The following is a 13,475-nucleotide window of genomic DNA, read 5'->3' on the forward strand; positions in this document are numbered from 1 at the left end:
AGGGTTCGCGCAAAAATAACTTCGCAGAATTGGCGCTCAGATTTGGTTCAGGTTTGGCTGATCCGAGAGAGCAAAACCACAGGAATAGCTGGCTATTTCGCGGATTTTGCGAGTGAGGTATCAGCCAAAGATGGGCTGAAGCTGAGATGTAAAAATGTGAAGTTATTTTTGCGCGAGCCCTTAGGTTCGCGAAGAAATAAATTTACATTTTCAAGAGTCGAGGCGCCCGCCTGGCAAGGCGCGAGGAGGGCGAATAGCCTGGCTATTTAACCGACGAGCAACGCAGTCAGGCGGGATGGATCGGCGCATTAAAATGTGAAGTTATTTTTGAGCGAGCCCTAAGAATGTCAAAAAAATGACGGTCACTGACACGTCACCCCTCCTTGTGCAGCATTGTTTGTCCCTGCCAGGCATACGTTTCTTCAAGTTTAACCTTTTGATAATATAGAATAAATCCGCATATTGTTTGTCGTTCCAGCATCTCTTTTCCAACAAGACTCCCAGCTTTAGCCCTTGGCATAATAATTGCTGTAATAAAGCGGTATGAAACACGGGTTTAAAAGATCGCTGTTAGCGCTGTTGTCAGCTTTTATTTTGCTTGTGCTCCCCAATAATATGTATGCCGTGCCACAACCCTATGTTTCAATGTCAAATAAGAAGGTTATAAGCAGGATCGTTTCAATTGCCACGCATGCATCCACATGGGGGACAACTGTAAATGTTCTGGGAAATGGCAAGATTCCTGCCTATGTGACTAAAACCCAGGATTTTCCGCCCAGGATTACCATTGATATTTTTTGTGCCGCCGAGCCGCTTGAAACCATTAACGTTGCCGTAGAGAGTTCCAATTTAAAGGGTTTAAGGGTTGGGCATCATCTGAAAAAAATCAGGATAGTATTGGACATACAAAGTGTTGCTATGCCCACCTTTGCAATCGAGTCTGTCGACAATGAGCTGACTATCTTTCTTAACGCCAAAGAGCTAACGGAATCAATTGAGGACGACTCCGTCGAGGTGCAGAGTGCTGAGGACGACTCCGTCGAGGTGCAGAGTGCTGAGGGCGGCAGAGAAATAAAAGTGTTAGAGCAGCTTGAAAATATAAAAACCGGCCAAGATCAGCAAAATGCGGTATTAGCAAGCAACGCGAATCAGGCGGCAGAGAAACTCGGCCCCGCACAGCCGCCGGCGCCGGATGAGGAGGTTAAAGATCCTGAACAGGCAAGACGACCTGTTCCTCCAATTCGCAAACATTCGGAAACAGACGGTCTTAAAGATATTTATTATGGAAGCAAATTAACCCAAATTGTACCTGATGACGGGCAGAATGATACTGCATTTCTGATTGAAAGCATTAATGCATACGAGGCTCAGAACTGGTCAGGAGCCATCGAAAATTTAGCTAATCTTATTAAAACATATCCGGGCGGAAGGTATTCAGAGAGAGCATATTTTCTTTTAGCAAAAGCATATGAGCAATATTATTCAAAATCTATTTTAGACCATTTTGCTGAGATTAAAAACCATTATGAAGATGCCAGTTTTAAATTCCCGGTATCCGAATATGTGCCGGAAGCCTTTCTTGGAATTGGGAATTTGCTTTTTGAAACCGAAAACTACTATGAATCATTGGCCTATTATAACTTGGTTATAAAAAAGGCTAAAGGTTCCATCCTGGCGGCCAGAGCTTTAATGCAAAAGGCTAAAATTATGCTTCTGACCAAAAGGAAAAAGGAGGCCTTATCCATTTCGGGTGTATTAGAAGATACCGTATCCAGATTTCCAGATATACCCGTAAAAACCGAGGCAAAAATATTAATAGCCAAAATACTCTATGAAATGAATAAGTTTCGAAAATCGCTTGATATTCTTTCCGAACTCCTAAGATCTAATCCCCGGCATATTTATCAGTACCCGGTTATTTCACTATACCTTGGCTACAACAGTTTTCAGCTTGAAGATTATAAAAGATCCAGAGAAAATCTGCTAAGATTTTATAACAGCCACCCTGATCAAAAAATGACCCATTTGATTCTTACCCAGATTGGAGATGCCTATCAAAATGATGGTCTGGTTGAGGAGGCTGAAAGATTTTATCGATTGGTTCTTAGGCGCTATCCGGGAACGGAAGGGTCTGTCATCAGTAAAATTCGACTGGCGGAACAACAAGAAGAAAATCCCTTAGCAGTACAAAGGGAAATCGTTCCACCTGTTAATATATTAGATGAGGATGTCGCTTTAGCCGCGGAATTTTACAAAGAGATTATTAACAATCCGCTTGACAAAAAAGATGTAAATCCTTTGACACAGCTGGCCCTGCTCAAACTTTCAATTATCTATCAGAAGGAAAAAAAGTACAAAAAAAGCATCGAATACTTGAAGAAGTTGTTTGAGGAATATCCCGAGTCAAACCTGATAAAAGAGGGCGAACATGCATTTGTGATGACGACCGGTGGGTTTTTTAAAGAAGAAATGAAAGAAAAAAAATATAGCAGTATCATTAATTTTTACATGAGTGAAAAGGAGCTGATTTCGACGGTAAACGCTCCTGAGCTATTTATCAGCGTTGCCAGAGCCTTGGTACATCAAAATTTTGAGGATATGGGCACAGAAATGTTTGCCCGGGCCGATCCCCTCTTAGCCGACGAAGAAAAACCTGCTGATCTTCTCTTTTTGTTAGGCCGGCAATTATATAACCGAGAAAAGTACGAAAGCGCTTTGAAAAGGTTTAGTCTTTTGATAGAAAATTACCCCTCCGACAAAAACGTTTCCCATGCTTACCGGTTGAAAGGGAGCATTTTATTGAAGCAAAAGAGATACCCACCGGCAGCCAAGATGTTTTCCGCAGCTTTGAAATATCCTGCAATCAGATGCGAAAAGCTAAACATTTTACTTGGCAAGGCTCAGGCGCTTGCGGGGGACAATTCCATTGCAAAGGCCAAAGAGACAGCTAAGCGGGTAGATAGCTTAAAAAGCCTTTGCAGCTCTGCCGATTACCATGTCTATCAGGAGATAGGAGATTTATATTTCAATCTCGGTGATACTGAAAAGGCCATTAATCTCTTTAACCAGGCCATAGCGATGACAAAAGAAAAAGCAGATAAAATTTCACTGATGCTTAAGGTCGCCCAAGGATATCGATTATTAAATAAAAAGAAAGATTTTCTGGCCCTCTACCAAGAGATTTCAGACCTCAATGATCCATTCTGGAGCAATCTTGCCAAAGAGAGGATGGAAGAGATTGATTTTAATTGGGAAATTAACAGAATGAGAGAGGAATGGAAAAAAAGAGAAAAAATTTAGAGATGAAAAGAAAAAAGCTATTATTCGCTGACCATGACACCAGCAATCAAGCAAGTTGTATATATAAGGTTTTTATGGAGTCGGGTTTCGAGGTTGTAACCGCAGACAACGGCCGATCGGCCTTTGAAGAGGTCGTCAGGGGCCACTACGACCTTGTTATAACTGAGCTTAATTTGCCTCGGGTCAACGGGCTGGGTCTCTTAAGACAGATAAAGGAGGTCAAAGCATCCCTGCCCGTCATTCTTGTTTCAGAAAAGGCCGGGGTCAAAGAAGCGGTAGAGGCCATGAAGCTGGGCGCAGCTGATTTTTTAATAAAGCCGTTGACGCTCAAAATGGTAGAAATCATTATTTCGCAGGTATCTAACGGTTGGGGGGCTGCGGATAAAGGGGGGTCTGACGAAAAATTTAGAGTAATCACAAAAAATAAGGAGATGAAGCGGCTGCTGCAGATGGCCAGAGATGTAGCCGACAGCAGAGCATCCATTTTTATTCAGGGAGAGTCGGGCACAGGAAAAGAAATATTTGCCAGATATATACATCATTACAGTCCCCGGAAGGGCAATGCCTTTGTTGCTGTCAACTGTGCGGCGCTGCCGGAGAGCTTGCTTGAAAGCGAGCTGTTCGGTCACGAAAAGGGTGCCTTCACCGGCGCAATTTCAAGGAAAAAAGGTAAGTTTGAAATGGCTGATAAGGGCACCTTGCTTTTGGATGAGATCAGCGAGATGGATTATCAACTGCAATCCAAACTATTAAGGGTGTTGCAGGAAAGGGAGGTTGACAGGGTCGGCGGTATGAGCCCGGTCCCGGTGGATGTCAGATTTATTGCCACAACCAACGGAAATATCGAAGAACAGATTAAGGAGGGGAAATTCAGAGAAGACCTGTATTATCGTTTGAATGTTATACCGCTCCATCTGCCGCCATTGAGTGCGCGCAAAGATGACATCCCGCTGCTGGCGGAATATTTTATCGAAAAGTACTGTAAAATGGATAAAAGGTCTGTCAAAGGTTTGACGGAAGAGGCTATGGCGTCACTGATGCAGATGCCATGGAGAGGGAATGTCAGAGAGTTTGAAAATATAATCGAAAGAGCGGTTCTCATGTGCAAAGGGGATCTAATAGATCCGGAAAGCCTTTTTTTAATTGGGGGCCGCGGACCGGCTGAAGAACCGGGATATTCCTCTATACCGGCATTGCCTTTAAAAGAGGTGGAGAGAAATGTAATTTTCCGCGCTCTTGACCAGACAAATGGAAACAGAACCCATGCAGCCGATATTTTAGGTATAAGTGTGCGGACACTGAGAAATAAGCTCAATGAATACAAAAAAAAGATGGCAGAGCGATAAAAAAGGCATGCAAATTGCTTTAAGTATAAACAAAGCTCCTTTTTCGTCGATTTGAATATTTGGCCTGCCGCGGGTGGTCTGCAGGGAGCTTGAAAAATATGTGACCGTTCAGGGTTCAGGGGTTCAGCCTGCGACGAGCTCAGCCGAGTCGGGTTCAAAGGTTCAGGAAATAATGATTAATAATTAACAATTGATTATTGATTATTCGGGTTCAAGGTTCAGAGGTTAACGCAGAACGCAGAACCCAGAACGTTGAACCTTTGAACGGGGAACTCTGAACCTGTGAAGACCTACATTAATATTATTGAAGAAGGAGAACAGGATGCCGGATAAATTATCCTTTAGTAAAACATTTCAAGCCCTTGAGCGCACAATCAGCATAAGTCAAAAAAGGCATGCTGTTGTAGCAAGCAATATCAGCAACTTAGATACGCCCGGATACAGGCCCAAAGATATCGACTTTAAGGCCGCTTTGAACCGGGTGCTGGAATCAGGGCAGGAACTTGATTTGGCAAGGACAAATCCCGGGCATATCGATTTTAAGCGGAGCGCTGCCGCCGGGATTGAAGTTATTGAGGAAAAGGGCGAATGGAACGGCTATAACTGGCTCAATATCGACAGGGAAATGACGAAGCTGACCCAAAACAATTTAATATACAGAACTGGCGTTGAGGTTCTTTTAAGAAAAATGGCCATACTGAGAGAAGTTATCAGCCAGGGAGGGCGCTAACATGGATTTTTTGATACCTCTGGAGACAAGTGCCTCGGGGCTTTATGCTCAGAGAAAACGGATGGATATTATTGCCAGCAATCTTGCTAATCTTGAGACAACCCGGACAGATAAGGGCGGGCCTTACCGCAGAAAGATGGTAGTAATGAGGTCAAAGTCGATGGCTGGTAGTTTCCGGAATATTTTGGGCAGGCAAATTGAAGGAGTTCAGATCGAGCAGATTGTCGAAGATAAAAGTCCTTTTAAAAAGGTCTTTAATCCCAGCCATCCCGATGCGGATAAGGACGGATACCTGCTTAAACCGAATGTCGAGCTTATTGTGGAAACTACGAATATGATGATGGCCAAAAGGGCGTTTGAGGCCAATATTGCGGCCATCAAGACCGCCAGACAGATGATCATGAAAGCACTTGAAATAGGGAGATAGATTATGAGTGATCTAAGGATTGGAAATTTGCGACAAACCCCCATTCATCTGAATGAAAACCAAAAACAGGCCAGCACGACGGAATTTGGCAAAGTGATAAAAGGGGCCATCGACCGGGTCGACAGAATGGATAAAGCGGCTGATAAATCGATTATGGATCTTTTACAAGGAAAGGCCGATATCCATGAAACCATGATAGCCCTGCAAAAGGCGGATATATCCATGCGCCTTTTGCTTGCAATCAGAAACAAGGCTGTCGAGGCCTACAAAGAAATAATACATATGCAATTTTAACGGTCTCATAAAAAGTCAGAAAAACGACCTTTTTATGAGAGTATTTTGTGTTTATGTTTGGCTACCTAACAAGCTGCAATACCATTATATTATATATTTCAAACAAAATACAAAGCACTAAAAACCAAACACAATGAATTCGAGTTCTTACAAATTCATCGATTAAAAGCGGAAAATAAGGGAAGATTTAAGCATGAGTGATTCAATCAGTCAATTTTCCAACCTTTTAAAGGCACTGCCCCTTTCTAAAAAGATCAGCATGGTCTTTATCATTGTTCTGCTGGGGGCCGGGTTTGCGGGTATATTTTACCTGGGGAATCAGGAAGATTACCAGGTTCTGTATAACAATCTTTCTCCTGAGGAAGGGGGTGAGATTGTCACAAAACTCAAGGAGCGCAACATCCCATATCAAGTTGAGGCCAACGGAACAATAATAATGGTTCCGGCGGAAAAGGTCTACGAACTGCGCCTTTCCTTAGCCGGCGATGGTCTGCCGAGAAGAGGTAATGTAGGTTACGAAATATTTGATAAAAGTGATTTTAGCACTACTAAATTTGTCCAGGAGCTGAATTACAAGAGGGCTTTGCAAGGGGAGCTGGCCCGAACAATAAACCAGTTTGATGAGGTAAGTAGTTCCAGAGTATTTATCGTCGTTCCTAAAGCGTCACTTTTTGTCGAAGATGAAAAGCCGGCTTCGGCCTCAATCCAGCTTGATCTGCGATCAAGCTTGCCGGCGAGCAAGCTGGCCGCCATTGTGCATTTGGTTGCCAGCGCGGTTGAAGGGCTGGAGGTAAACCAGGTTACAGTTGTAGACACAAAAGGGAGGCTGATCTTTAAGGGCCAAGGCGCAGGTGCAGCGTCTTCGCTTTTGAGCAATGCACAGCTGGAATATAAAAGGAATGTTGAAAATACAATCAAAGAGAATGTTCAAACCATGCTGGAAGGAATAGCCGGTGCCGGCCGGGCGATAGTAAGGGTCAACGCTGAGATTGATTTTAATAAAATCACTTTAAACCAGGAGGAGTATGATCCCTCGACAACAGCAGTCAGAAGTACAAGGAACATAGAAGAATCGGAACAGTTCGGCGGAAAAGGCGGCCAGACCGAACAGGAAATGGTCAATCAGAGACGAGGGGTTGTGCCGGCTGCAGGCGGAACCCGGAACGGTATGATGAAAAAAGATGTTGCCATCAATTATGAAATCAATAAAATTACCAGAACAATTATAAAACCGGCGGGAAGAATTATACGTCTTTCGGTGGCGGCAGTAATAGACGGGACATACAAAACAGAAAAGCAACAAGATGGCACAATGCAAAGGACCTATGTCGCCAGAAGTGCAGAGCAATTGAAAAAATTCGAGGAAATAGTCAAAAAAGCCATGGGATATAATGAGGACAGGGAAGATCAGATTACGGTAAGTTCGATTTCATTTGCGGATTCGGGTACGCGTTTTGAAGATCTGCCGGCAGAGGTTGAAAGCAGCAAATTAGGTATACTAAAACAGGTGCTGGTCTATAAAAAAACAATCATCAATCTTTTGCTGGCGGTCACACTTTTTGTCTTAGTAATCAGGCCTTTGATGCAGAGTATGAAGAACCTCGCCGAAGATATCAGTATCAAGACTGCGCAACTGTCAAGAGATACGGGAGACCAAGAGCAGATTACTGATACAAGCAGCCGGGGACAAATGGAAAGAGTTAGGAAAATAACCAGAGACAGTGACGAGAAAGCGCAACAACTTCTTAAAGGGTGGATAGGTGAAAACGACTAATGGCACCCGGCAAACCAAATTCTGAAAAATTGAGCGGTCCTCAAAAAGCGGCGATCTTTTTGCTCACAATGGGTGAAGAATACACTATGAAGTTTTTCAAAGGACTGGAAGAGTCCAGCATAAAAAAGATCGGAAAGTATATGTCGGAGATCAATTATATTTCTGCTGAGGCGTCTAAAAAAGTTATGGATGATTTTCTTCAAAATTTTGACAGCAGTGCCAACCTGGTCCTTTCCGGAGAAGATTTTTTAAAGCAGGTCGTCAGTAAAACATTAGATAAAGATGCCGCCCGAGAGGTGTTCCAGGTCATAGGCAGCAAGAGCAAAACGGTTCCATTCAGTGATTTGGCCTATATATCATCAGAGAATCTGGTCAGTATAATTCAAGGAGAACATCCTCAAACGGTTGCTTTAGTCCTTTCTTATCTTCCGAGCGAAAAGGCTGCGGAAGTAATAGCATTATTTCCGGAGGAATTTATGACTGATATTACTTTCAGGTTATTGCAAATCGGTCAGGTCGATCAGGAAATTATTAGCGAGCTTGATGAGATAATCAGAAGGGATCTTTCAAAAATTGGCACAGCAACGCGGAAATTTGATGGTATAGAGAAACTGGCCGATATCTTAAATGAGGTTGATGGAAAAACTGAAGAAATAGTGCTGAGCCACATAGAAAATGAGGACAGTGAGCTGGCAGCGATGATTAGACAAAAAATGTTTGTCTTTGAAGACCTTTTGCAGCTTGATAGTAAAAATTTCCGAGATATTTTGCAGAATGTTGATAATCAGATGCTGATAAAAGCTTTGCGAACGGCCACAGAGGAGATGAAAGAGAAGATATTTAGCAATTTATCTGAGCGGGCCGCGGAAATGCTCCGTGAGGATATGGAGGTTATGGGGCCGATTAAGCTGAGTGAGGTTGAAGAGGCCCAGCAGGAACTTATAAAAACAGCCAAGCGACTTGAAGCAGAGGGTAGGATCGTTCTGACTAAAGGCAAGGAGGATGTCTTTGTTTAACAGAGGTTCAACGTTCTGGGTTCAACGTTCCGGGTTAACCTTTGAACCTCTGAACCCTGAACCTCTGAACCTCTGAACCCCTGAACCCCTGAACCCTGAACCCTGAACCCTGAACCTATGGACGGTTACAAAAAATGAATGAGCAAATTCACGATCAGGGGGCACACAAAAGCGACACCTTTGAGCCTCTTTGTCCGGAAACCGGAATTGATCCGGAGTTTATCCCCATTGCGGGCGGCAGCGACAATCAAAAAACGGGAATTGCCCATGAAAATAGCATAAAAGACGCTCAAGGAAAGGCAAGTCTGCTGGAGCAGGAGGGATATGAAAAAGGATTTGCTCAGGGTGAAAGAGACGGCCTTGAACTGGGTGAGAAAAAAGCCGCAAAATTCGTTGAGAAAATAGAAAGCCTGTTTATGGAGTCGATCCCTCTAAAGGATGAAATTATCAAACAGTATGAAAATGAGATTTTAGATCTTATCTTTGCCATTGCCGGAAAAATTGTTCATCAGCAGATAAAATTTGATGAAAGTACTGTAAAAGATACTATTCTCAATGCCCTGAAGCTATCGGTTCAAAAGAGCAAAATTGTTATTAGAGTCAACCCGGAGGATTACGATATTGTCGAAAAATTGAGACCGGATATTTTTACGAAATTCAACGAGGTTAAATCGATTATGGTCAGTTCCGATCAATCGATTTCCAGGGGCGGCTGTTTTTTAGAGACGCCCGGTGGTGATGTGGATGCCAGGGTTGAGGCCCAATTGGAAAAGATTCGCCAAAGCCTGGAGGAAAACTTAATTGCACATGATTGAACTTGAGCAAAACAGCAAGTGGGATAAATATCTGGAGATCTTAACTTCGTGCCAGCCTTTCAAATTAGAAGGCAAGATTGTCAAGGTTGCCGGAATTGTTGCCGAAGCCAATGGCCCCGGATTGAGTGTCGGGAGCCTCTGCTCCATCAAAAATTCCGACGGTCAAAATATTCAGGCTGAAGTGATCGGGTTTAGCGACCAGAGAGTTATCGTTATGCCCTTTGGTGAAATGAGAGGGATCGAGCCTGGCAGCCGGATTGTCGATATAAGCAAAAAACCGGCTGTTCCCGTGGGAGATGCATATTTAGGCCGTGTCGTCGACGGCCTGGGCCGGCCCATAGATAACAAAGGGATGATAAGATCGCAAAAGGAATATCCAATTTACGGCAATATTCAAAATCCTTTAAAAAGAGAGATTATCCGGGACATCCTGGATGTCGGGGTATGTTCTATTAATGCCTTGCATACGGTAGGAAAGGGCCAGCGCATTGCTATCATGTCCGGATCAGGAGTCGGTAAAAGTGTTTTAATGGGCATGATAGTCAGGAACACATCCGCCGATGTGAGCGTGATTGCACTCATCGGCGAACGCGGCCGTGAAGTCAGAGAATTTGTCGAAAGGAACTTGGGTGAAAAAGGGCTGCAAAAATCTGTCGTTGTTGTAGCTACATCCGATTCACCCGCTCTGGTCAGGATAAGAGGAGCCCATCTGGCGACAACTCTGGCGGAGTATTTCAGGGATAAAGGTCTGGATGTTATGCTCATCATGGATTCTATCACCAGGTTTGCTATGTCAATGAGGGAAGTTGGCTTGGCTGCCGGAGAGCCCCCTTCGGCCAAAGGCTATACCCCGAGCGTTTTTATCCAGATACCGAAACTGCTGGAAAGAGCCGGAACAGTTGAAGAGAGAGGGAGCATTACCGGGATATATAATGTTCTTGTTGAAGGCGACGATATGAATGAACCGATTGCAGATGCCGTTCGATCGACCGTTGACGGGCATATCGTTTTATCCCGGGACCTGGCCCACAGGGGACATTATCCCGCTGTAGATATTATGGCCAGTATCAGCAGGGTTATGAACGATATAGTTGATAACGAACATCTTGCTAAAGCCAGAGAGCTGATTAAAGTCTTAGCCACTTATAGAGAGGTTGAGGATTTGATTAATATAGGCGCATATGTGGACGGCAGCGATCCCCAGATAGATTATGCCAAAGGGATGATCGGCAAGATTAATACTTTTCTGCAACAGGATATTCATCAAAATATAAGCTTTAAAGAGAGTGTCGAAGCTTTGAAAGCACTGTTCAATTAAAAGGGAAGTAATCGTTCAGGGTTCAGGGTTCAGGGTTCAAAGGTTCAGGGTTCAGAGGGCTGAAAAAGATGAACATCGAACATCGAACGTTCAACATCGAATGGTGAATGAAAGAAAAAGGACAAATGAAATTAAATTGCAGAGCGGAGCGACATCATTATTCGATGTTCAACGTTGGACGTTCGATGTTCGATGTTCAGTCTGTTCGGGTGTCGGAGAGGTTAGAGGTCAGCAGACAACGGACAACGGACAACGGGGTTCAGAGGTTAACCCGGAACGCAGAACGCAGAACCCGGAACGTTGAACCTTTGAACCCTGAAACTGCAAAAGCTTAAAAGGGCGAAATAAACTATGAAGCCATTTACTTTTCGGCTTGATAAAATACTTGATTACAGAGGTTATCTGATGAAAAGGGCGCAGATAGATCTGTCGGTTGCCCGCAATGAGTGTAAAAGAATAGAAGAGCAAATTGAAAATTTGTCCCAAAAAAAAGTTGCGACCGCCGCTGAATGTTTGGATGAAGGTGTTAAAGGGATAGATGTCGCCAGGTATCAAATCTATCAAGCTTTCCTGCAAGGGCTGGATGATGGTCTTAAAAGCGCCCATATCAACCTTACAGAGGGGGAAAAAAAGGTAATGGCTAAAAAGGCGGTTTTAAAAAAGAAATCGATAAAGAAAAAGGCTTTAGAGATGCTAAAGGAGATGCAGCATAAAAAGTACAAAGAGACCTCGATAAGAGCGGAACAAAAAACTTTAGATGAAATTGTTCTAATTGGGAGGGAGGTAAAGATATGAAGCTGCCGACACAGATTCTTTCAATCTTTAAGCGCATGAAGCTGTCGACACAGATTTTACTGACCTTCTTGATTGCGGTAAAATTTATATTGGGTTCCGTTTTACTATATCAGGTCGGTTTAGGTTCGATATTTATGGAAACCTATGCTATCGCTGCCGAGATTCAAGAAGATTCAAAAGAGGCGGCCCAAGAGGATGCTCAATCTGGCCAAGGAGATAAACTCGACCCGAAATTGCTTAATACCAAAAAGGCCGCTCTGGCAGCAGAAGAAAAGAGACTTGCTCAAAAGAAGGCTGAACTTGTTGCCATTCAGAAAGAGCTAAACAATAAAATTGAAAAGCTCAGGCAGTTAAGGAATGAAATCAGATCGGAAATAGCCGGCAAAAAGGCGGTTGAGGCCAAGAAACTGAAACACCTTATAAAAATTTATTCCGCCATGAAACCGCAGAGTGCAGCGGTTTTGATTGAAAAACTGGATAAAAACCTGGCGGTTGAACTGCTTGCCAAGATGAAAGGAGACGCCGTTGGGAAAATACTTTCCTATGTGGATACCGGGAAAGCCGCTGCACTCAGTGAAGGGCTTGTGAAAAGGGAGTAAACTCTATTTGCAGGCGTTCAGAGGTTCAGGGGTTCAGGGTTCAGGGGTTCAGGGTTCAGGGTTCAAAGGTTAACCCGGAACGTAGAACCTATAACGTTGAACCTTTGAACGGGGAACCTAGAACCTGTGAACGGTTACCTCTATTTCTTCCTGCTTTTTAGGAGGGAATTAAGCATTTGGTTCATGCTCTCCTGTTGTTTTAAAATTTCCAGGTTGGTTTCAACCATAAATTTAGTGGAAATGGCGATCTGCTTTAAATATTCATCCGAGGGATCATTGGTATAGACCTTGGCGCCCCCGGAGCCTTCATTCTTTAAAGCTTCATAGAAATCTTTGGTCAATTTAATATACACGCCTTCAGGAATCTGATACTTATTGCCTTCATCCTGGGCAGATACCAGACCCGGCATACACAGGATCAAACCAAGCACAGCTCCTGCCAGCAAAACTCCCAGCTTTCGTCTAAGCTTTTGCATTGTCTTACCTCTAATTCATCAAATATAAAGGTCTATGAATGTTCCCTTTTCAGGGGGGGCGGCTCTGCGTTCTATGACCTTATCAAGGGTTACCGTATCCGGTTGATTTTGGGAAGGGAAGCCGGAGGTCAAGTCTTTCTCAAGCGTCTTTGCCTTAGGCGGGTTGACCACCATCAGCGGCCAGACAGTATCGAGCTTGGTCGTCACCTTCATTTTATTATTATATCTCATAAATCGAGTTTTGCAACCCAAGTAGGCAAAATTTTCCGCTCAGCCTTTAATGTTCAGGCAAATTATTACCTTTATGCCTTAGATATTTTTTCAGATTATATCGGTACCATTTTTAATTTCCTGTATTTGTTAGCAAAATATGTATCGCCGGTATTTTGGTACGCTGTTTGCTAATATATTGAACAAATCTTTAAGAAAAGAAAGTAAAGGTCTAAGAAAAATCATGAACGCGATGATCTTGAAACTAATTTCTTCGGTAGCAAATCAAAAAACAGCAAATCACGGCCAGGGCTTAAAATCAGCCCACGGCCGTGGTGATCTTTTTGCCGGCATTTTGAAATCCTTAAACACTGC

General features: G+C 43.4%; 14 protein-coding genes. 12 read left to right on the forward strand and 2 right to left on the reverse strand.

From position 1 onward, the window contains the following. The 12 genes from V3S16_RS07275 to V3S16_RS07330 form a co-directional block, all read left to right on the forward strand. Positions 1-270: hypothetical protein (locus tag V3S16_RS07275; protein ID WP_413884010.1), on the forward strand; the 270-nt coding region annotated here is incomplete at its 5' end. A 273-nt stretch (positions 271-543) separates the two neighbouring features. Beyond that, positions 544-3,300, forward strand: coding sequence for a tetratricopeptide repeat protein (locus V3S16_RS07280; RefSeq protein WP_413884011.1), 2,757 nt, complete (start codon positions 544-546; stop codon positions 3,298-3,300). Beyond that, on the forward strand, positions 3,276-4,646 hold the full coding sequence (locus V3S16_RS07285) for a sigma-54-dependent transcriptional regulator (RefSeq protein WP_413884012.1): 1,371 nt from the start codon (positions 3,276-3,278) through the stop codon (positions 4,644-4,646). Before V3S16_RS07280 ends, V3S16_RS07285 begins: the two co-directional genes overlap by 25 nt. Before the next feature lie 322 nt (positions 4,647-4,968). Further along, positions 4,969-5,376: a flagellar basal body rod protein FlgB gene (gene flgB / locus V3S16_RS07290; RefSeq protein ID WP_413884013.1), complete on the forward strand. Its 408-nt coding sequence runs from the start codon at positions 4,969-4,971 to the stop codon at positions 5,374-5,376. A 1-nt stretch (position 5,377) separates the two neighbouring features. Further along, positions 5,378-5,803: a flagellar basal body rod protein FlgC gene (gene flgC / locus V3S16_RS07295; RefSeq protein WP_413884014.1), complete on the forward strand. Its 426-nt coding sequence runs from the start codon at positions 5,378-5,380 to the stop codon at positions 5,801-5,803. A 3-nt stretch (positions 5,804-5,806) separates the two neighbouring features. After that, positions 5,807-6,097 (forward strand): flagellar hook-basal body complex protein FliE, encoded by a 291-nt coding sequence (gene fliE, locus V3S16_RS07300; RefSeq protein WP_413884015.1) that lies wholly within the window; start codon positions 5,807-5,809, stop codon positions 6,095-6,097. 193 nt (positions 6,098-6,290) lie between these two features. Beyond that, positions 6,291-7,871 (forward strand): flagellar basal-body MS-ring/collar protein FliF, encoded by a 1,581-nt coding sequence (fliF, locus tag V3S16_RS07305; protein WP_413884016.1) that lies wholly within the window; start codon positions 6,291-6,293, stop codon positions 7,869-7,871. Beyond that, positions 7,871-8,887, forward strand: a complete 1,017-nt coding sequence (gene fliG, locus V3S16_RS07310) for a flagellar motor switch protein FliG (protein WP_413884017.1) — start codon at positions 7,871-7,873, stop codon at positions 8,885-8,887. The genes fliF and fliG overlap by 1 nt, the downstream gene beginning before the upstream one ends. A gap of 134 nt (positions 8,888-9,021) precedes the next feature. Further along, a complete protein-coding gene (locus V3S16_RS07315) occupies positions 9,022-9,702 on the forward strand; it encodes a FliH/SctL family protein (protein ID WP_413884018.1) in 681 nt (226 codons plus the stop codon). After that, on the forward strand, positions 9,695-11,020 hold the full coding sequence (locus V3S16_RS07320) for a FliI/YscN family ATPase (protein ID WP_413884023.1): 1,326 nt from the start codon (positions 9,695-9,697) through the stop codon (positions 11,018-11,020). The genes V3S16_RS07315 and V3S16_RS07320 overlap by 8 nt, the downstream gene beginning before the upstream one ends. Before the next feature lie 351 nt (positions 11,021-11,371). Beyond that, positions 11,372-11,815 carry a flagellar export protein FliJ gene (gene fliJ / locus V3S16_RS07325; protein ID WP_413884019.1) on the forward strand — a complete coding sequence of 148 codons (444 nt, stop codon included), beginning with the start codon at positions 11,372-11,374 and terminating at the stop codon, positions 11,813-11,815. Further along, positions 11,812-12,414: a MotE family protein gene (locus V3S16_RS07330; protein WP_413884020.1), complete on the forward strand. Its 603-nt coding sequence runs from the start codon at positions 11,812-11,814 to the stop codon at positions 12,412-12,414. The genes fliJ and V3S16_RS07330 overlap by 4 nt, the downstream gene beginning before the upstream one ends. Before the next feature lie 140 nt (positions 12,415-12,554). Here V3S16_RS07330 and V3S16_RS07335 read toward each other — a convergent pair whose 3' ends face one another. Together V3S16_RS07335 and V3S16_RS07340 are read right to left on the reverse strand one after the other, a co-directional pair. After that, positions 12,555-12,890, reverse strand: coding sequence for a hypothetical protein (locus tag V3S16_RS07335; RefSeq protein WP_413884021.1), 336 nt, complete (start codon positions 12,888-12,890; stop codon positions 12,555-12,557). Positions 12,891-12,908: 18 nt separating this feature from the next. Beyond that, positions 12,909-13,103, reverse strand: coding sequence for a hypothetical protein (locus tag V3S16_RS07340; protein WP_413884022.1), 195 nt, complete (start codon positions 13,101-13,103; stop codon positions 12,909-12,911). Positions 13,104-13,475 lie beyond the last annotated feature (372 nt).

Origin of the sequence: Candidatus Desulfatibia sp., from assembly GCF_036446775.1 — a bacterium.
In the GTDB taxonomy this organism is placed as follows: domain Bacteria; phylum Desulfobacterota; class Desulfobacteria; order Desulfobacterales; family UBA11574; genus Desulfatibia_A.